Source organism: Palleronia rufa (assembly GCF_000743715.1).
GTDB classification, from domain to species: Bacteria; Pseudomonadota; Alphaproteobacteria; order Rhodobacterales; family Rhodobacteraceae; genus Palleronia; species Palleronia rufa.
Map to the genome: position 1 here is coordinate 26,118 of NZ_JQEY01000022.1, position 19,415 is coordinate 45,532.

At 67.4% G+C, this 19,415-nt stretch carries 17 protein-coding genes and 2 pseudogenes; 10 read left to right on the forward strand and 9 right to left on the reverse strand.

Features of this window, described 5'->3' with window-relative positions:
* Positions 1-12: 12 nt before the first annotated feature.
* Together KW83_RS17670 and iscR are read right to left on the reverse strand one after the other, a co-directional pair.
* Positions 13-1,062 carry a cysteine desulfurase family protein gene (locus KW83_RS17670; protein ID WP_036181653.1) on the reverse strand — a complete coding sequence of 350 codons (1,050 nt, stop codon included), beginning with the start codon at positions 1,060-1,062 and terminating at the stop codon, positions 13-15.
* 44 nt (positions 1,063-1,106) lie between these two features.
* Positions 1,107-1,568 (reverse strand): Fe-S cluster assembly transcriptional regulator IscR, encoded by a 462-nt coding sequence (iscR, locus tag KW83_RS17675; RefSeq protein WP_036181656.1) that lies wholly within the window; start codon positions 1,566-1,568, stop codon positions 1,107-1,109.
* 190 nt (positions 1,569-1,758) lie between these two features.
* Here iscR and KW83_RS17680 point away from each other — a divergent pair, with 190 nt between their 5' ends.
* Both KW83_RS17680 and KW83_RS17685 read left to right on the forward strand, forming a co-directional pair.
* A complete protein-coding gene (locus KW83_RS17680; RefSeq protein ID WP_036181659.1) occupies positions 1,759-2,412 on the forward strand; it encodes an alpha/beta hydrolase in 654 nt (217 codons plus the stop codon).
* A 9-nt stretch (positions 2,413-2,421) separates the two neighbouring features.
* Positions 2,422-3,045 (forward strand): glutathione S-transferase family protein, encoded by a 624-nt coding sequence (locus tag KW83_RS17685; protein WP_036181662.1) that lies wholly within the window; start codon positions 2,422-2,424, stop codon positions 3,043-3,045.
* 496 nt (positions 3,046-3,541) lie between these two features.
* Here KW83_RS17685 and wrbA read toward each other — a convergent pair whose 3' ends face one another.
* Complete coding sequence (gene wrbA / locus KW83_RS17690) at positions 3,542-4,135, reverse strand: NAD(P)H:quinone oxidoreductase type IV (protein ID WP_036181665.1); 594 nt, start codon at positions 4,133-4,135, stop codon at positions 3,542-3,544.
* Positions 4,136-4,232: 97 nt separating this feature from the next.
* Positions 4,233-4,391: a YqaE/Pmp3 family membrane protein gene (locus KW83_RS20200; protein ID WP_036181668.1), complete on the reverse strand. Its 159-nt coding sequence runs from the start codon at positions 4,389-4,391 to the stop codon at positions 4,233-4,235.
* A gap of 146 nt (positions 4,392-4,537) precedes the next feature.
* Here KW83_RS20200 and KW83_RS17700 point away from each other — a divergent pair, with 146 nt between their 5' ends.
* Positions 4,538-5,749, forward strand: coding sequence for an NADP-dependent isocitrate dehydrogenase (locus tag KW83_RS17700; RefSeq protein WP_036181671.1), 1,212 nt, complete (start codon positions 4,538-4,540; stop codon positions 5,747-5,749).
* 534 nt (positions 5,750-6,283) lie between these two features.
* On the opposite strand, the gene KW83_RS17705 is transcribed toward KW83_RS17700, so the two are convergent.
* The 4 genes from KW83_RS17705 to KW83_RS17720 form a co-directional block, all read right to left on the reverse strand.
* A complete protein-coding gene (locus tag KW83_RS17705; protein ID WP_036181674.1) occupies positions 6,284-6,712 on the reverse strand; it encodes a phasin family protein in 429 nt (142 codons plus the stop codon).
* Between the two features lie 333 nt (positions 6,713-7,045).
* Positions 7,046-7,927, reverse strand: a complete 882-nt coding sequence (locus KW83_RS17710) for a transglutaminase family protein (protein WP_051928636.1) — start codon at positions 7,925-7,927, stop codon at positions 7,046-7,048.
* Positions 7,924-8,880 (reverse strand): alpha-E domain-containing protein, encoded by a 957-nt coding sequence (locus KW83_RS17715; RefSeq protein ID WP_036181677.1) that lies wholly within the window; start codon positions 8,878-8,880, stop codon positions 7,924-7,926. The genes KW83_RS17710 and KW83_RS17715 overlap by 4 nt, the downstream gene beginning before the upstream one ends.
* Before the next feature lie 5 nt (positions 8,881-8,885).
* Positions 8,886-10,301, reverse strand: coding sequence for a circularly permuted type 2 ATP-grasp protein (locus KW83_RS17720; protein WP_036181679.1), 1,416 nt, complete (start codon positions 10,299-10,301; stop codon positions 8,886-8,888).
* 176 nt (positions 10,302-10,477) lie between these two features.
* Here KW83_RS17720 and KW83_RS19410 point away from each other — a divergent pair, with 176 nt between their 5' ends.
* The 4 genes from KW83_RS19410 to KW83_RS17740 all read left to right on the forward strand — a co-directional run bounded on the left by KW83_RS19410 (position 10,478) and on the right by KW83_RS17740 (position 15,820).
* Entirely contained in the window at positions 10,478-10,906 is a 429-nt protein-coding gene (locus KW83_RS19410) for a BLUF domain-containing protein (protein WP_051928637.1), read from the forward strand.
* Positions 10,907-11,298: 392 nt separating this feature from the next.
* Positions 11,299-12,318, forward strand: coding sequence for a ligase-associated DNA damage response exonuclease (locus tag KW83_RS17730; RefSeq protein ID WP_036181681.1), 1,020 nt, complete (start codon positions 11,299-11,301; stop codon positions 12,316-12,318).
* A 61-nt stretch (positions 12,319-12,379) separates the two neighbouring features.
* On the forward strand, positions 12,380-13,975 hold the full coding sequence (locus tag KW83_RS17735; protein ID WP_036181683.1) for an ATP-dependent DNA ligase: 1,596 nt from the start codon (positions 12,380-12,382) through the stop codon (positions 13,973-13,975).
* A gap of 57 nt (positions 13,976-14,032) precedes the next feature.
* Complete coding sequence (locus tag KW83_RS17740; RefSeq protein ID WP_036181685.1) at positions 14,033-15,820, forward strand: M3 family oligoendopeptidase; 1,788 nt, start codon at positions 14,033-14,035, stop codon at positions 15,818-15,820.
* Positions 15,821-15,827: 7 nt separating this feature from the next.
* Here KW83_RS17740 and KW83_RS17745 read toward each other — a convergent pair whose 3' ends face one another.
* The gene (locus KW83_RS17745; protein WP_036181726.1) at positions 15,828-16,793 is read right to left on the reverse strand and encodes a Gfo/Idh/MocA family protein; all 966 of its coding nucleotides are present in this window, start codon (positions 16,791-16,793) and stop codon (positions 15,828-15,830) included.
* An 890-nt stretch (positions 16,794-17,683) separates the two neighbouring features.
* Here KW83_RS17745 and KW83_RS17750 point away from each other — a divergent pair.
* The 3 genes and pseudogenes from KW83_RS17750 to KW83_RS17755 all read left to right on the forward strand — a co-directional run.
* Positions 17,684-18,666 (forward strand): annotated as a pseudogene (locus KW83_RS17750) (transposase); the annotation flags it as partial.
* Positions 18,667-18,712: 46 nt separating this feature from the next.
* A pseudogene (locus tag KW83_RS20775) lies at positions 18,713-18,985 on the forward strand (DDE-type integrase/transposase/recombinase); the annotation flags it as partial.
* Between the two features lie 2 nt (positions 18,986-18,987).
* Positions 18,988-19,332 (forward strand): transposase, encoded by a 345-nt coding sequence (locus KW83_RS17755; RefSeq protein ID WP_235191463.1) that lies wholly within the window; start codon positions 18,988-18,990, stop codon positions 19,330-19,332.
* Positions 19,333-19,415 lie beyond the last annotated feature (83 nt).

A 19,415-nucleotide genomic window follows, 5' to 3' on the forward strand; every position in this document is an offset into this window, starting at 1 on the left:
GGTCTCTCCTTGTCAGGCGGCGCGCGCCCGGTGTCTGTTCCAGTGACGGAGCCAGCTTTCGGCAAAGCGGTTCACGTCCTCGTCGGTCGTCTCCGGTCCCAGCGACACGCGGATCGCGGATCCGGCGGCGTCGGGGTCCATTCCCATCGCCGCCAGCGTGCCGGACCCGCGCAGCTTGCCGCTCGAACAGGCCGACCCGGCCGAGACGGCGAACCCCGCAAGGTCCATCTGCATCACCTGCGTCTCGCCCTTCCAGCCGGGGCAGACGATCAGGCTGGTGTTGGGCAGGCGCGGCGTATCCCTGCCGATGCAGATAATGTCGCCGGCCCCGGCCATCAACGCGTCTTCCAGGGCGTCGCGCCGCGCCGCGACCGCCGACCAGCGCCCGGCGGCAAGATCCGCCGCCGCCGCCGCCGCCGCGGCACCGAATCCCGCGATGGCCGCGACGTTCTCGGTCCCGGCCCGGCGGCCCATCTCCTGGCCGCCGCCCCGCACCCGCGCCGCAACCTCCAGGCCCCGCCTCAGCAACACCGCGCCGACGCCCTTGGGTCCGCCGATCTTGTGGCCGGACACGAACGCCGTCTCCGCCCCCGACCAGTCGAAGGCGAAGGGCACCTTGCCGAACGCCTGCGTCGCGTCCACGGCGGCCAGCCCGGCGGGCAACGCCTGCAGCACGCCGGTCTCCGAATTGGCCGCCTGAAGCGCCGTGCGTCCCGGCTCGGTCACGCTCACCGCGCCGCGCCCATCCACCGGCAGAACGGCCCTGCACCAGGCCAGGACCGCCTCGTGCTCGACGTCCGCGCAGACCAGTCCGCGCCCGGCGCAGACCAGCGCCGCGGCCTCGGTCGCTCCGGACACGAATACCACATCCGCCGCCTCGGCCCCCACAGCGCGGGCCACCTGCGCCCGCGCGCGTTCGACCACGCCGCGCGCCGCGCGCCCCTCGGCGTGGATCGACGACGGGTTGCCCGCCACGTCCAGCGCCGCGATCACCGCTGCGCGCGCCTCGGCGCGCAACGGCGCCGTGGCGTTCCAGTCCAGATATGTCCGAGCGTTCTTCATCTTTCTCCAAATATCCCGGGGTCCGGGGCAGAGCCCCGGCGCTCTCATCCCTCGTCCACCACCTCCAGCAGCGACGGCACCGCGGGACAGGGGGCCAGCTGGTTGCCCACCACGTCCGACAGCCGCGTCTGGTGCAGGAACACGTAGACATGGGCCGACAGCCCCTCCCACAGACGGTTGTTGAGCGACTGCGCCCGGGTGCCCGACAGCCCCCCCTTGGCGCCGGCGCCGGTTTCCAGCGCCGACACGGTCTCGTCCACCGCGGCCAGCACATCGGCCACGCGGATCTCGGCGGCCGACCGCGCCAGGCGGTAGCCGCCGCCGGGGCCGCGCACGCTGGCCACCAGCCCGCTCCGCCGCAGCTTGACGAAAAGCTGCTCCAGATAGGGCAGCGACACGTTCTGCCGGCGCGACAGTTCGGCCAGCGTCACCAGCCCGTCGCCGCCCGCCAGCGCCAGGTCGGTCAGTGCCACCATCGCGTACCGCCCCTTTGTGCTGAGCTTCATCGCCTGGGGCTCCTCTGCCTGCCCGTCCGGTCCGCGGCCATTGACGCTCCCGCGCCCGGCCGCTACCTGCACAGGCCGATAGGGGCCCGGCGCGGGCCCGCCGTGTTTAGAAAGGCTCTAAAGTCTCCGACCAATGTCGTCAACATTGGCCGCGCCGGGACCGAGGCGCCTGCGATTGGAGCGACTGCCCATGCCAGAGGTGATTTTCCCCGGTCCCGAGGGCCGTCTCGAAGGGCGCTACCACCCCCAGCGCAAGCCCGACGCCCCCATCGCGATCGTCCTGCATCCGCATCCCCAATTCGGCGGGACGATGAACAACCGCGTGGTCTACAACCTGCATTACGCGTTCCTGAACCTCGGCTTCACCGTACTGCGGTTCAATTTCCGCGGCGTGGGCCGGTCGCAGGGCGAATACGACCAGGGCATCGGCGAGCTGTCGGATGCCGCCTCGGCGCTCGACTACTTGCAATCCATGAACGCCAACGCCAAGCACTGCTGGGTCGCGGGCTTCTCCTTCGGGGCATGGATCGGGATGCAACTGCTGATGCGGCGGCCGGAGATCACCGGCTTCATCTCGGTCTCGCCGCCGGCCAACATGTACGATTTCTCGTTTCTCGCGCCCTGCCCCGCCTCGGGCCTGATCGTCAACGGCACCGCCGACCGCGTCGCCCCGCCGCGCGACACGCACATGCTGGTGAACAAGCTGCACGAACAGAAGGGGATCACCATCACCCACGAGGAGATCGAGGGCGCGGGCCATTTCTTCGAGGATCCGCACATGGAGACGATGATCGCCATGACCCGGGACTACGTGAAGCGCCGCCTGACCGAGACGACGCGCTAGGGGATCCGCATGATCGTCGTTCACCACCTTGAGAATTCCCGCTCCCAGCGCGTGCTCTGGCTGCTGGAGGAACTGTCCCTGCCCTACAGGGTCGAGCGCTACGCGCGCGATCCCGCCACGGGCCTGGCCCCGCGGACGCTGAAATCGGTCCATCCGCTGGGCAAGTCGCCGGTGATCGTTGATGAGGATGCCGGCCTGACCCTGGCCGAGACCGGCGCCATCGTCGAATATCTGGTGGACAAGGCGGGCGCGCTCGGACCGGGGGACGACCCGCAGACGGCCCGGCGCTACCGCTTCTGGCTGCACTACGCCGAAGGCTCGCTGATGCCGCCGCTGCTGGTCAGGCTGGTGCTGTCGAGGATCCCCGTCATGGGCCGCATCGCCCTCCGCCGCGTCCAGCCGCTGATCGACGTGCATCTGGATCATGTGGAGGCGGAACTGTCGCAGCGTCCGTGGTTCGCCGGAGAGACCCTGACCGCCGCGGATGTGATGATGAGCTTTCCCCTGGAGGCCGCCGCGGCGCGCAACGGCCTTGACGGGCGGCGCGCGACCGGGGCCTGGCTGTCCCGCATCCATGCGCGCCCGGCCTACGATGCCGCACTGAGGGCCGGCGGCCCCTACGACTACGCCTGACCCGCCCGACGTCGAGGCCGCACCGGACCGGCGCGCTCCCGATCGTGCCTTGCGCGGGAGGAGAGCGCCGGAGGGGCCGTCTGCCCCTCCGGACCACCCCGAGGATATTTTTGGAAAGATGAAGGGGGGGGGGTGAGAGGCGTCCCGGAGACCCTCTTGTAGAGGGTCTCAGCCGCGAACGCGCGGAGCGCCGGGGAGGCGTCCCGGAGACCCTTCTGTGGATGGTGTCGGCCACGAACGCGCGGAGCGTCGTGGGGGCACCTCCCGGAGACGCGATCACGCGGAGCGTCGGGGGGGGGGCCGTGGCCGTCTGTCGGCGTAGGATCCCGGCCGCGCGCGCAATATCCGCAGGCGGAGCGGCGCGGCCCTTCGGGAAGGCGCCGTTCCGCGGACGCGGGCCCGTTCGGATACCCTTGCGCCAAGGCGCGACGTCGTCGCGTATCGTCCCCGGCCCGGGCGACCCCGTCTTCGGGCCGCTCCGCCGGGGACCGGACGCTCAGCCGATCAGCTTGGCGGTCTTTTCGACCAGCCGCGTGGCCTGAAAGGCGATGCTCTTTCTGGCCGTCTCGTCCAATTCGCCCGCGCTGCCCGACCAGCCGTAGGGGTTGCCGCCGTCCTCGAACTTCACGCTGTCGGCATATCCCGGCGGGACCAGCACGCAGCCCCAGTGCATGGCGGTGACATAGAGCGAAAAGAGCGTCGTCTCTTGGCCTCCGTGCAGTGTCTGGGCGCTGGTGGTCGCGGTAAAGGTCCGGTCGGCCAGGGTCCCGCTCTGCCAAAGTCCGCCCAGCGTGTCGATGAAGGCCCGCATCTGGCTGGCCACCACGCCGAACCGCGTCGGCGCGGAGACGAAATACCCGTCTGCCCAGGCCATGTCGTCGGGCTCTGCCACGGGAATGTCGGACATCCTCTCGACCTGGGCGGCCCAGGCCTCCTGGCCCTTCACGACCTCGTCGGGCGCGGTCTCGCGCACGCGGCGAAGGCGGACCTCCGCGCCCGCGGCCTCTGCGGCGCGGACGGCCTCTGCGGCGACGGCGTGGTTGGTGCCGTACGTGGTATAGAACAGCACGGTGATCTTCGGTGTCGGCATGACGGTATCCTTTCGTCGTTTGCGAGCCGGAAGATGCCCCCGGCGCCCGGTCCCCGCCAGTCCCGTGGCCGAACAGACCCTGTGCGCGGGTGCCGCCCTATCGCTTGAGGATGATCCAGATGGCGTGGACGATGCCGGGGATATAGCCCAGGATGGTCAGCAGAACGTTGATCCAGAAGTGCTTGCCCAGCCCCTCCTGAAGGAACACGCCCAGGGGCGGCAGCAGGATGGCGATGATGATGCGGATGACGTCCATGGGACCCTCTCTTTGCGGTTCCCGGCCAACCGGCGGCGGCGCCGGGCGGTTCCGCGCAGCGACTGTATTCCGTGGTATACCCTTTTCCTATGCGCCCCGGTCCGCTATGTCCCGCCACAACCGCAACCCCGTTTCACGAGGCCCCCATGGCGAAGATCAAGGTCGAGAACCCCATCGTCGAGCTCGACGGCGACGAGATGACCCGCATCATCTGGGATTTCATCAAGCAAAAGCTGATCCTGCCCTATCTGGACGTGGAGCTTCTCTATTACGATCTCGGCATCGAAAGCCGCGACGAGACCGACGACCGGATCACCGTGGACGCGGCCGAGAAGATCAAGGAGATCGGCGTCGGCGTGAAATGCGCCACGATCACCCCCGATGAGGGGCGGGTGGAAGAGTTCGGCCTCAAGAAGATGTGGCGCTCCCCCAACGGCACGATCCGCAACATCCTGGGCGGCGTGGTCTTTCGTGAGCCGATCATCTGCCAGAACGTCCCCCGCCTGGTGCCCGGCTGGACCCAGCCCATCGTCATCGGCCGCCACGCCTACGGCGACCAGTACCGCGCCACCGACATGAAGTTCCCCGGCCCCGGCAAGCTGACCATGAAATGGGAAGGCACGGACGGCCAGGTGATGGAGGAAGAGGTCTTCGACGCGCCCGCCTCCGGCGTCTACATGGGCATGTACAACCTGGACGAGTCGATCCGCGATTTCGCCCGGGCGTCCCTCAACTACGGGCTCAAGCGCAACTATCCGGTGTACCTGTCCACGAAGAACACGATTCTCAAGAATTACGACGGCCAGTTCATGATCCTGTTCCAGAAGGTCTTCGACGAGGAGTTCAAGGACCAGTTCGACAAGGCCGGATTGACCTATGAGCACCGGCTGATCGACGACATGGTGGCCGCGTCGATGAAATGGTCCGGCGGCTATGTCTGGGCCTGCAAGAATTACGACGGCGACGTGCAGTCCGACACCGTGGCCCAGGGGTTCGGCTCGCTCGGGCTGATGACCTCGCAGCTGATGACCCCCGACGGCAAGGTGGTGGAGGCGGAAGCCGCGCACGGCACCGTCACCCGCCACTTCCGCCAGCACCAGAAGGGAGAGGAAACCTCGACCAACTCCATCGCCTCGATCTTCGCCTGGACCGGCGGTCTGCGCCACCGCGCCAAGCTGGACGGGAACGACAAGCTGATGGATTTCGCCGAGACGCTGGAGAAGGTCGTCGTCGATACCGTGGAGGCAGGCGACATGACCAAGGACCTTGCCCTGCTGGTGGGACCGGACCAGAACTGGCTGACCACCACCGGCTTTCTCGACAAGGTCGAGGCGAACCTGTCCAAGGCGCTGGGCTGACGGCGCCCGACCGGCGAAGGAAGGCCCGCCATCGTGTGAGGCATTTCATGCGGTGAGATCCGGTCTCGAAACGATGGTCGGCTTGTTTGGGCCGCCCATCCCACATCCGGCTCTGAGCATGGCGCCTGATCCGACGCCGAGTATGCGACACCTCCCTGCCGCCATGGTTCGACCGCCACCTGCGAGGGGTCGCGGCTGCTCCCGTATGAGCGGCACAGGACCGTGGCGCGGAACCCGCCTGGCGCTCTATCCGGATGACCGTAATCTGCCCTTCGCCGAACCGGTAGCGCCGTCAGCGTGGGCAGGACCGGTCAGAGGCGCCGCGAATTCGCCGACCGGGCATCCGACTACGCGCCCGTTCCACTGCGGCCCCGCATCATCTCTCGAAACCTCAGCCGAAAGGGATTGCGGTCCATATATCTTATCGCCGGGGGGCCTGCCGGCGTCTTGTCGCGCGGCCACCTCCGCAACGCGAAACGGCGGACCCTTTCGGATCCGCCGTTCGTCTATGGCAAGGCTTGCGCGCACGTCGGCTCAGGCGGCCTTTTTGGCGGCGGAGCTTGCTTTGCTGGCGGCGCGGTCGGCGTTGTCGGTGGCCTTGTCGGCCAAGGTCTCACCGGCTTCGGACGCCAACTGGCTGGCCTCTGCGCCTGTCTTCTGGCTGACATCGGCGAAAGCCTGGACGGTGCGCATGGCAAGGTCCATCTGCTTTTGCACGAAGTCGCTGTAGGCCTGGCCGTAATCGGCGGCCTCGTCGCGGACCTGCGTCATCTCACGCAGATTCGCGAGCGTCTCGTTGGCCGTCTCCGAGGTGATTTCGGTCGAACGCTGGCCGGCATCGACCAGGATCGCGGTCACGCGCTCGTTCATGTTCGCCCAGGTCTTGAAGACGCTCTGGTAGTTCTGCGGATCGAACATGCTCTGGATGTCGTTCGCGGCGGATTGCTTGTTCTGCTTGGCCATTGTGTGGCTCCCTTCTGGAGTTTCGGACAGTACGTTCGGCGTTGATGAAGATGTTGTGCCGCACTGCAGCATTTTCAACCGCCGCAGCGCAGAAATCTTCGAGCTTCCGGGATTTTTCCCTGGCTTTGCAGATCGTGGTGCTTCAGGGGCGCGGGTGACCACCCGACCGCCCGCGCCGGCATCTCTCCGCAAACCGTATAGGACGCCTCCGGTTCCGCATCGGACGCGGCCCGGACCGCTCGGCCAGACGGGCGCGCGTGCGTGCGGGCCGCCGCGACATCGCGCGGCGGTGCTGCCTCCGCCGCGCCCGTCCAGGCGCCCGGCGGATCGCCGCTACTGTTGCTTCTGCGTCTGGGTCTGTCCCTGTTGGCTCTGGGTCTGACTCTGGGCCTGACTCTGGGCCTGTGCCGCGTCGAGCACCCGCACGTCCACGTCCATGTCCTCGGATCCCGCGCCCTGGGCACGGCCGCGGATCGGCGCCGCGCCATGGGCGTCGAGCCCGGAGCCGAGCCGCACGTAGCGCTCGTCCGGGCAGCAGCCGTTGGCCGCGTCGAACCCGACCCAGCCCAGACCGTCCACCCAGAGTTCCGCCCAGGCGTGGCTGGCCTGGCTCACCGCGCTGTCCTCGTTGGCCTGCAGATAGCCCACCACGTAGCGGCCGGGCATGTCCACAGCACGGGCCATGGCGATGGCGGCATGGGCCTGGTCCTGGCAGACCCCCTTGCCCATCGCCAGCGCCTCCTCGGCGGTGGTCTCGCTTTCGGTCGAGCCCGGGGTATAGGCGATGTGATCGCGCACCGCGCGTGCGATGGCATGGGCGCGGGCCAGCGGTCCGTCGTCACCTTCCACCGCCGTCAGGGCCAGGTCGCGCAGCCCCTGGTCCAGCCGGGTCATCCGCGTCGGCCGCAGATAGGCCATCGGCGGCACCTTCTCGCGCAGGCCGCGGACCACGCCGCTCAGGTCGGCGGTCTCCACCTCGCCCTCCACGACGATGGTCATGCCGGAGACGTTCATCAGCGACACGGTCTCGATCCAGTCGCCGGCGCCGTCGCGGAACGCGGCGCCGCGCTGGGCGTCGTGGCCTTCGATCCGGACCGACCAGTCGTGGACCTTCTGGCCGTCGAATTCCGTGGGCCAGAGCCTCAGCGACTGGACCACCGTGCGGCGGGGCGTGTCGTAGGTGTATCCGGTGCGGTGGCGGACATGCAGTCTCATCGCGCTTCCCCGTTCAGGTAGCTGGTGGACATCTCGTGACCCAGGGCAAGGACCTCGGACAGCACTCGCTGAAGGAAGTCGTGCAGCCCCTCCTCGAAGATGTCGGCCACGGTGATGGCGTTGAGGCCCGCCAGGATCGCCCGGCCCCGTGCGGTGGCGGTGGTCGTGCGCCCGTAGGTCTGGGCCAGCCGCTCCAGATGCCACACGACCCCCTCGGCAGAGGCGATGAGCGACCGCGGCGCCTGCGGGTTCAGCACCAGGAAATCGACGATCTTGGCGGCCGTGACCTCTCCGCCATAAACCCAGGCGAAGGCGCGTTGGGAGTTCATGGCATGCAGCACCGTGCGCCACTGGTAGTTGTCGAGCCCGGAGCCGACCATAGAGACGTTGGGCAGCAGCACGTAGTATTTCACGTCGATGATCCGCGCCGTGCTGTCGGCGCGCTCCAGGTAGTGGCCGATGTTCATGAAATCGTAGCCGTCGTTCCTGAGCTGCGTGGCCAGGATCGCGCCCCTCACATGGGCCATGTGGCGCAGCGCGAAGTCCTTCATGTCCGAGGTGGACAGGCTGGAGCGTTCCACCCGGCCCAGTTCCGTCATCTCCGCCTGGGCGGCGTTGATCGCCTCCCAGACCTGGGTGGTCAGCGCGGTGCGCACGATGCGCGCGTTCTCGCGGGCCGCATTGATGCAGGACGCGACCGAGGACGGGTTGTCGCGGTCGAAGAACATGTGGGTTTCCACGTTCCTCTGAACGGCCTCCTTGCCGTATTTGTCGGCATAGAGGCCGCTGGTGCCGGACGCACGCAGCACCGACTCCCACTCGTTGCGGTTGCCCCCGCCCGTGTCGGGCAGAAGCGCGTTGCGGGCGGCAACCTCCAGGAGGCGCGCGTTGGTCTCGGCCCGCTCGATGTAGCGGGCGATCCAGAACAGGTTGTCTGCGGTGCGGCTGAGCATGTCCGTTACCTTCCCGCCAGGACCCAGGTGTCCTTGACGCCCCCGCCCTGGCTAGAGTTCACCACCAGCGACCCTTCGGTCAGCGCCACCCGCGTCAGACCGCCGGGGACCAGATTGATCTCCTTGCCGACCAGGCAGTAGGGCCGCAGATCCACGTGGCGCGGCGCGAAGCCCTCGTCCACGAAGGTCGGGCAGGTGGACAGGGCCAGCGTCGGCTGGGCGATGTAGTTGTGCGGGTTCTCTTCGATCTTGGTGCGGAAGAACGCGATCTCGTCCCTGGTGGATTTCGGCCCCACCAGCATCCCGTACCCGCCGGAGCCGTGGACCTCCTTGACCACCAGATCGGCCAGGTTCTCCAGCACGTATTTGCACTCGTCGTCCCTGGCGCATTGCCAGGTCGGGACGTTCTTCAGGATCGGCTCCTCGCCCAGATAGAACCGCACCATCTCCGGCACGTAGGTATAGATCGCCTTGTCGTCGGCCACGCCCGCCCCGGGGGCCGAGCAGATCGTCACCCCGCCGGAGCGGTAGACGTTCATCAGCCCCGGCACGCCCAGCATCGAATCGGGCCGGAAGCACAGCGGGTCGATGAACCCGTCGTCGAGCCGGCGGTAGATCACGTCCACGCGCCTGGGTCCCTCGGTGGTGCGCATCCAGCAGAAATCGCCCTCCACGAACAGGTCGGAGCCTTCGACCAGCTCCACCCCCATCATGTCGGCAAGGAACGAATGCTCGTAATAGGCGGAGTTGAAATGCCCCGGAGTCAGGATCACCACCCTCGGCTCTCCCTCGCATTTCTTCGGCGCCACGCTGTCGAACGTGCGCTTGAGCAATGCAGGGTATGTCTCGACCGGCGCAATGCGGTTCTCGTGGAAGAGCTGGGGGAACATCCGCATCATGATCTCGCGGTTCTCCAGCATGTAAGAGACCCCCGACGGCGTGCGGCAGTTGTCCTCCAGCACGAAGAAGTCGTCCGGCCCCGTGCGTACCAGGTCGATGCCGACGATATGCGAAAAGATCCCCTGCGGCGGCAGGAACCCGGTCGCCGCGATCTCGTAGGCGTCGTTGCGATACACCAGATGGCCGGGGATGCGGCCGGCGCGGATCATCTCTCCGCGGTCGTAGACGTCGGCCAGAAAGCAGTTGAGCGCCCGCGCGCGCTGTTTGATGCCGCGCTCCAGCCGGTCCCACTCGTCGGCGGCGAAGATGCGGGGAAACATGTCGAACGGGATCAGCCGGTCCGGGCTGCCGCCCTCACCGTAGACCGCGAAGGTGATGCCGATGCGCCGGAACAGCCTCTCGGCCTCGGATTGCTTCATGCCCCGCAGGTCGACGGGCATGTCGCTGGCCCAGCCCTCGATCCCCTTGTAGGGCGGCCGCACCTCGCCTCCCTGGTACATCTCGTTGAAATACTCCGGCATCTTCGGCCTGTCCCGTCCCTGTTGGCTGCTCCCCATCCTAGACCGGGAGACCGTGAGCGCAACCGCAGCGCCTCTGTCGGCCGCGGTGCCGCTGGGACACGGACCGGTTTTTACCGAACATTAAGCCGCGCGCCCTAGGATCGGGCACAGCCAACCCACGAAAGGACCCACGGGGGATGCGACAGATCCTTTACACAAGCCGCGCATCCGAAGGCGACGCCGGCACCCACCTGCCCGACATCCTGTTTTGCTCGCGGCGCAACAATCCCGAACTCGGCGTGACCGGCATCCTTCTGGTCCATGGCGATCACTTCCTGCAATTGCTTGAGGGCGATCCGGAGCAGCTCGATTTCGTCGTCGACACCATCGCCGGGGATCCGCGCCATTGCGACATGCGCGTGATCCTGGACCGGACGGTGGCGCGGCCGTCCTTCCCGCACTGGTCCATGGCCGCCCTGCCCGCCGGCGACGGGGCAGAGGACGCGACCGTGCAGGCCCGCGACTTCGTCGCCCGCTCGCTGGATCCCGACGGCATCGCCGGTGAGGCGCTGGTTGAGGATCTGGCGGCCCTGCGCGCCCGGCTGAAGGCGGACGCGGTGGCCTGAACCGCCCTGGGCGTCGCGCGCGGCAGACCCGCCGGGCGACGGCCGGCACGCGGCGGGGGACCGCCCCCGCCCGGCCCGCCGGTGCCGGGCGTCGGCGTCCGACCCGCGTCCGCCGTCCGCCCCGCCTCCGTCTGTCCCCGCCTCCGTCAGTCCCCGCCTCCGTCAGTCCCCCCCTTCCGGGACCCGCCTTTCGCGCCCCATCTCTCGGCCCCGTTTCTTGGCCCCATTTCTTGGCCCCATTTCTTGGCGCCGTCGCTCGGCCCCGGATCGCACGACGCCGCACGCACGCGACGGCGGGTCCTTCGGCCGTCGCCACGCCCGCCGGTCCGGCGACGGGCGCGCGGCGCCGTGTCCGCCTGTCCGCCCGGCGGGCCGGCCCTATCTCGCCCCCCATGACAGAGCCGGTCCTCACCTTCACCGACCGCGGCATCTATTGCCCGGCCGCCGATGTGTTCATCGACCCCTGGCGCCCCGTGGACCGGGCGCTCATCACCCATGGCCATGCCGACCACGCCCGCGACGGAATGGGCCGGTATCTGGCCACCGATGCCGCCGCGCCCGTCATGCGCCACCGCCTGGGCGCCATCGACCTGCAGACCGTCGCCTATGGCGAAAGGCTGCGGATCGGGTCGGCGGATATCTCGTTCCATCCCGCCGGACATGTCCCCGGCTCGGCGCAGATCCGGGTGGAGGTCGGCGGAGAGGTCTGGGTGGTATCCGGCGACTACAAGACAGAGGATGACGGCCTGTCCGAACCCTTCGCGCCGGTCCGCTGCCATGCGTTCATCACCGAATGCACCTTCGGACTGCCGGTGTTCCGCTGGGACGCGCAGACCGACGTGGCCCGGCAGATCGACGACTGGTGGCGCGCCAATGCGGCACAGGGCCGGGCGACGATCCTCGGGGCCTACGCGCTCGGCAAGGCGCAGCGGCTGCTGTCGGCCATCGACGCCTCCATCGGCCCGATCCTGACCCACGGCGCGGTCGAGAACACCAATGAGGTCCTGCGCGCCCAGGGCCTTCCCCTGCCCGACACGGTCCGCGTCACACCGCAGACCGACCCCAAGGCCTATCCCGGCGCGCTGGTCCTTGCCACGCCCTCCGCGCTGGGCACGTCCTGGGCGCGCCGCTTCGGTGCCGCCTCCACCGGGTTCGCCAGCGGATGGATGGCGCTGCGGGGCGTGCGCCGCCGCCGCGCCGCCGACCGCGGGTTCGTGCTGTCCGACCATGCCGACTGGGCCGGGCTCAACACCGCGATTGCAGAGACCGGCGCCAGCCGCATCTTCGCCACCCACGGCTACACGTCGATCTTCCGCCGCTGGCTGGAGAGCCAGGGCTACGACGCCGCCGTGGTCGAGACCGCCTATGAGGGCGAAAGCATCGATGACGACGGTGCGGGAACCGGTGAATGATGCGTTCGCACCCTCCTACAAAACTCCGACGGATCTCCGACGCGATTCAGACAGGTGTCGGATGAGGCTTTTCACCGCGCTTTTCACCCGGCTCGACCAGACCACCAGGACCAACGCCAAGGTCGATGCCCTGGCCGGCTATTTCGCCGACGCGCCGGAAACCGACCGCCTGTGGACCATCGCGCTGCTGTCCGGCCGCCGTCCGAAACGTGCGGTCACCGCCAACCTGTTGCGGGAATGGGCCGCCGAACGCGCCGCCATCCCCTTGTGGTTGTTCGAGGAATCCTATCCGATCGTCGGCGATCTCGCCGAAACCATCGCCCTGGTCCTGCCCGACGCGACCCGTGCCTCCGACCACAGTCTGACCCACTGGATCACCACAATCCGCGCCCTCGCCCCCCGCGACGAGGCCGACAAGCGCGCCGCGATCCTGGATGCCTGGGACCAGCTCGACGCCAGGGAACGCTTCGTTTTCAACAAGTTGCTGACCGGCGGCTTCCGGATGGGCGTCTCGCAAAAGCTCATGACCCGCGCCCTCTCCCGCGCGACCGGCATCGAAGAGGCCGACCTCGCCCACCGCCTGATGGGCGACTGGACGCCGGAGACGACCAGTTTCGACGCGCTGATCCGCGCCCATGACCCGTCCGTGGACCTGTCGCGCCCCTACCCGTTCTACCTTGCCTATCAACTGGATGAGGGACCATCCTCACTCGACGCGCCGCCCGGCGACTGGGCGGCGGAGCGCAAGTGGGACGGCATCCGCGGACAGCTGGTCCTGCGCGGCGGCGCGCATTTCCTCTGGTCCCGCGGCGAAGAGCTGATGACCGACCGCTTCCCGGAGTTCGCCCGACTGGTCGATTTCGTCCCCGCCGGCACCGTCATCGACGGCGAGATCCTGGCCTGGCGCGACGAATTTCCCCTGTCCTTCAACGCCTTGCAGAAACGGATCGGCCGCAAGACGGTGCCGAAGGCGCTCCTCAGGGACGCGCCGGTCATCCTCTACGCCTACGACCTGCTGGAATGGCAGGGCGCAGATATCCGTGACCGGCCCTTCGCCGAACGCCGCACGCTGCTCGACGCGCTGGTCGCATCCGTGCCGCCGGAGGCCCCGCTCCGCGTCTCGCCCCTCTTGGCGTTCGACACCTGGGACAGGCTCGCCGACATCCGTGAGGGCAGCCGCGATTTCGCCTCGGAAGGCATCATGCTGAAACGGAAATCCGCCCCCTATCGTGCCGGGCGAAAACGCGGCGACTGGTGGAAATGGAAGGTCGATCCGCTGACCATCGACGCGGTGATGATCTATGCCCAGCAGGGCCACGGCCGCCGCGCCAACCTGTTCACCGACTTCACCTTCGCCGTGCGCGACGGCGATGCGCTGGTGCCCTTCACCAAGGCCTATTCAGGCCTGACCGACGCCGAGTTCCGCAAGATCACCGCCTGGGTCCGCCGCAACACGCTGGAACGCTACGGACCCGTCCGCGCGGTCAAACCGCACCATGTGTTCGAGATCGCCTTCGAGGGGATCCAGGAAAGCCCCCGCCACAAGTCCGGCGTCGCCCTGCGGTTTCCGCGCATGGCCCGCTGGCGCCACGACAAGCCCGTGGCGGAGGCCAATACGCTCGACGACCTCAGGCGGATGCTCGCCGCCTACGGCTGACCCTTGGCGGAGCCGCGGCCAAGCCATATGTGCGAGACGAAAGCTTGAGGAGAGACCATGCTCGACGCCCAGACCCGCGACCTCGGAGACCTTCCCGAATGGGATCTGACCGACCTCTACGCCGCCCCGGACGCCCCGGAGGTCGAGCGCGATCTGACTTGGCTTGAGGGTGAATGCGCGTCCTTTGCGGCGGAGGTGGAGGGCCGGCTCGCGGACTTCTCCGCCGCGGAAATGCTGCAGGTCGTCCACCGCTACGAACAGATCGACGCCGCTGCCGGGCGCATCATGTCCTACGCGGGCCTGCGCTACTACCAGCAGACCACCGACCCGGATCGCGCCGCCTTCCTGTCCGACTGCCAGGACAGGATCACGACCTATACGGCACCGCTGGTGTTCTTCACCCTTGAGGTCAACCGCATCGACGAGGCCACCGTCGATGGCTGGTTTTCGGACGGCACAGAGCTTTCCCGCTACCGCCCGGTCTTCGAGCGGATGCGCAAGATGCGGCCTTACCAGCTGTCCGACGAGTTGGAGAAATTTCTCCATGACCAGTCGGTTGTCGGCGCGACCGCATGGAACAAGCTGTTCGATGAGACGATCTCGGGCCTCGAATTCACCGTGGACGGTGAGGTCATGGGGATCGAGGCGACGCTCAACCTGCTTTCGGAGCAGGACCGCGCGAAGCGCGAGGCCGCGGCGCGGGAGCTGGGGCGCGTGTTCTCGGCCAATGTCCGCACCTTCGCCCGCGTCCACAACACCCTGACCAAGGAAAAGGAGGTCGAGGACCGCTGGCGCACCCTGCCCACGCCCCAGACCGGACGGCACCTGGCCAACGACGTGGAGCCAGAGGTGGTCGAGGCGCTGCGCAACGCGGTCGTCGCCGCCTATCCGCGCCTCAGCCACCGCTACTATGAGCTCAAGCGCAAGTGGCTGGGACTGGACCGGATGCAGGTCTGGGACCGCAACGCGCCGCTGCCGATGGAGAACGATCGCATCGTCGGTTGGGACGAGGCGCGCAAAACGGTGATGGACGCCTATGCCGATTTCTCACCGGATCTGGCCAGGCTGGCAGAGCCGTTTTTCGAGCGCGGCTGGATCGACGCCCCCGTGAAGCCCGGCAAGGCGCCGGGGGCCTTCGCCCATCCCACCGTGACCGACGCGCATCCCTATATCATGCTGAACTATCTTGGAAAACCACGCGACGTCATGACCCTTGCGCATGAGCTGGGGCACGGCGTCCATCAGCGGCTGGCGGCACCCCAGGGGGAGCTCTTGGCCAATACGCCCCTGACCCTTGCCGAGACGGCCAGTGTGTTCGGTGAGATGCTGACCTTCCGCAAACTTCTGGCCGGCGCCAAAACCCAGGCCGAGCGCAAGGTGCTGCTGGCCGGCAAGGTCGAGGACATGATCAATACCGTCGTCCGGCAGATCGCCTTCTACGACTTCGAATGCAAGCTTCACGCCGCGCGCCGCGAAGGCGAGCTGACGCCCGACGAGATCGGCGCGCTCTGGATGAGCGTACAGGGCGAAAGCCTTGGCCCGGCGTTCGACTTCATGGACGACTACCAGGTGTTCTGGACCTATGTGCCGCATTTCGTCCATTCGCCCTTCTACGTTTACGCCTATGCGTTCGGGGACGGGCTGGTGAACGCGCTCTACGCCGCCTATGAGGACGGAGCGCCCGGCTTTCAGGAGACGTATTTCGATATGCTCAGGGCGGGCGGCTCGAAGCACCATTCCGACCTGCTCGAACCGTTCGGACTGGACGCCACCGACCCGGCCTTCTGGGACAAGGGCCTGTCGATGATCGAGGGCATGATCGACGAACTGGAGACGATGGGCTGACGCGGCATCAGGCGCCTCCGGAGGCCAGGGCCATGTCGATCATCCGCTGGGTGCCGCGCGCCTGCTCCAGAGTCCAGGGGTAGGCCTGGCCGGTCCGGGCGCTGCGGCAGAACGCCTCGACCTGGAGGACGTACTGATCCGCGGCCGGCCAGCGCTCCACCTGCCGGACGTCGCGCCGGGTTTCCAGGACCAGTTCGGCCTGATCGAAAGCCCCCGGGTTGAATGGCGCGGTCAGTTCCATCACGCCGTCCTCGCCGTGAAAGGTCACCCTCTGGCGCGCGGCCATGCGGGTCGAGACGATCCCGTGATAAGAGAACCCCGGAAAGACGGCGTTGACCTCTGCAAAGGTATCGAAGTCGTGCTGCATTCTGAGCGTGGCTGTCAGGCGTTCGGGTTCCTCCCCCGTGGCGAACCGCACCGATCCGAACGCATAGACGCCGATGTCGCGCAGTCCGCCTCCGCCCATGGCCGGCATGTTGCGGATATTGTCGGGATCGGGGTTGTTGAAGGTGAACACGGCCTCGACGTGTCGCAGCCGGCCCAGCTGCGCGGTCCGCAGCACCTCCCGCGCACGGCGCCACTGGGGATGGTGGACGATCATATAGGCTTCGGCGGCCAGACGCCCGGTGCGGTCGCGCGCCTCGATCATGGTGTCGAAATCGGTATCCTGCAGTGCGATGGGTTTTTCGCACAGCACGTGCTTGCCTGCGTTCAGGCCCTTCAGCACCCACTCTGCATGCAGATGATTGGGAAGCGGCACATAGATCGCGTCGATGTCGTCGGTCAGAAGCGCATCGTACTCAGCCTCGACCCGGAGATCGGGGATAGCGGCGCAGAACGGCGCGGCCTTGGACGGATCGCGCGTGGCCAGCGCCACGACGCGCGCACCCCGCGCGGCATGGATCGCCGGTGCCATGGTCTTTCGCGCGAAAGAAGACGCGCCTGCGATCCCCCAGCGAAGCGTTTCATTCATGATCCCGGCCTTTCCATCGTCGGTTGCCGCACCGGCGTAGCGCAAGCGCGCCGCCACGGCGAGACGCCATCCCGAAATGAGCCCCGGCGCGGTGCCGACGCAATCGCCGCGGTGAAACCTCGCGGGCAGACCGGCAACCTTCCGACTGTTTATCGCCTGGGGCCGGTAAAGCACCCGCCTCATCGGGATCGGTGGCTTCGAACTTGCGAGGATCGAGATCTGGCGTTCCCCCGGTTCCGTGGAGACACATCGGCTTTCATCGGACGGTGTCCCCATGCCGAGGACGGGGAACCCGTAGCCTGCGGACTTCAGGGACCGGATCGTCGCGCTGGCGCGATCGGGGCGCTGCGTCGAGAGCTTGGCGCGGGAGTTCGAACCCTGTGCCGCGACGATCGCCGGCTGGATCCGGCAGCCCGGGGCCGGGGATGACGGCCCCACCAGTCTGGAACGCGAGGAGCTGGCCCGCCTGCGAAGGAACACCGTCGGCTTCGCATGGAGCGCGACACCCTCTCGAAGGGTCGTTTATTGACGGCGCCATCGGTCCGGACCCAGTGGACGGCGCCTGGTTTGCACGTAACGAGCGCGGCGCGTCGAGGTCTTCGAATTCACGACCGTGAACCGGGCCGTGCATCCCGTGCAACCGATGGCGAGGGTCATGGGCGTGTCGCGCAGCGGCGTCCATCGCTGGCAGCGCCGCGCGCCGTCCACGCGGTCAGTCGCCGATGCGGCGCCGAGCGAGCGGCTTGCCGAGATCCACTGCACATCCAAGTACCTGCGGCGCGCCGAGGATCCCCGCCGAACTGGCCGATGGCATCAATGTCGGTGGCAGAGAGCGTCCGATCTTCTGTGTATGAGCGATCCGGTCCATGCTTCGCCGACAGGACGCATGAATGACGATCTCCAGGGAAATACGGGACGACCATCTGAAGGGCGTTGATTGCCCCGAGGGGTTTTTCGGCGACACCGGGCTGATGAAAGCACTCGAAATCCGTCTGACAAAACGGATGCGGGGGGTGGAGCCGACCGCGCATCCGGGCGATGGAGAGGGTAAGCGAGCCCCGCCCGGTCAGGCCAATCGCCGAAACGGCAGGAGAAGCAAGGTGCTGAAAGGCCGGAACGGTGGACTGCCGGTGGCGGTGCCGCGGGACCGCGACAACAGCTTCGAGCCGGAGCCGGTCAGCAAGGGCCAGACCCGCATCGACGGCGTGGATGACAGGATCGTCGGGCTCTATGCCGCCGGGCTGACGGTCCGGGACATCCAGGCGTGTCCGCTGGATTTCTACGGTCTGAAGGTCTCGCCCGGCCCGATCAGCCGCCTCACCGAGACAGTGCCGCGGGACCGGGAATGGCCAAGCCGGGCGCCGGGCCGGATGGATCCCATCGTCATGTTCGACGCGCTGCGGGACATCCCGATTGCCGCGGTGGACGGCCCCAAGAATTTCCCGGAGCGATCGCCGCCGCCTTTCCCGAGCCTATCGTCCAGACCTGCATCGTGCATCCGGTCCTTGCCTGAACTTCCGCTCATGCAAGGACCGCAAGGACGTGGCCGCCGCCGAGATCGACGATTCCGAAGAAAACGGGCCGGGACATATGCCTCCATCGCCCCGGCCTAGCGTCGGGCGTGGCAAGAGGTGATCCCGTTCTCCGCCTTCGATCCGGCGATTCGAAAAATCATCCACACCACGAATGCCATCGAGAGCCCCAACCGGGCGATCCGAAGACCCAGACGCGCGGTTCATTCCCCGCCGATGGGACCGCCACGAAACCGATCGACCTCGCCATCCGCACCTTCGAAAACGATGGCAGACATGCCAGGGAACGGTTCGCGGCTCGCAACCGGTTCGCCAGAATATCCGGCGCGCGCCTTGCCGCTCGAACGTCTCCCGAAACCGCATGGGCCGGGCCGGATACATTGAGTCCAGGACACTCCCCAAAGATGGTCTCTGGGCTTCGTGTCTGGCAGTCTCTCGGACGGCCGCCGTTTTCGGGTGCTCTGCGTCATCGACGACTTCAGCCGGGAATGCCCGGCCTTTGTCGTCGATACCTCGTTGTCCGGGCAACGCGTCGGCCGTGAGTTCGACAACATCGCCCGGGTGCGTCGTTGTCACTGCATGGTGGTCAGCGACAACGGCACGGAACCGACATCGAACGCGATCATAAGTCGGCAGGAAAACCGCAGGGTCGAGTGGCACTAGTGAAGTGGTCCCAGGAAATCGGACAGGTAGCTAAGGTGTATCCCGAACCTTTGGAGGGATACGAAATGGCGAAACGCCGGAAGTTCACGGATCAGTTCAAGGCAAAGGTCGCGCTCGAGGCGCTGCGAGGCGACAAGACGATCCAGGAGATTGCTGCGCGGCATCAGGTTCATCCGAACCAGGTAAGCGCTTGGAAGCGTCAGGCTGTCGACGGCATGGCCGACGTGTTTGCCCGTGGCAGTAGGCCCGAAGGCCCGAGCGAGGCGGAAGTGAAGGAGCTTCACGCCAAGATCGGGAGGCTGGCGGTCGAGAACGATTTTTTGTCCGCCGGGCTCAAGCGATGAGCCCTGCGAAGAAGAAAGCGATGATCCGCGGCGACCATCCGGAACTGGGCGTCAGTCAGCAATGCCGGTTGGTGAAGCTGAGC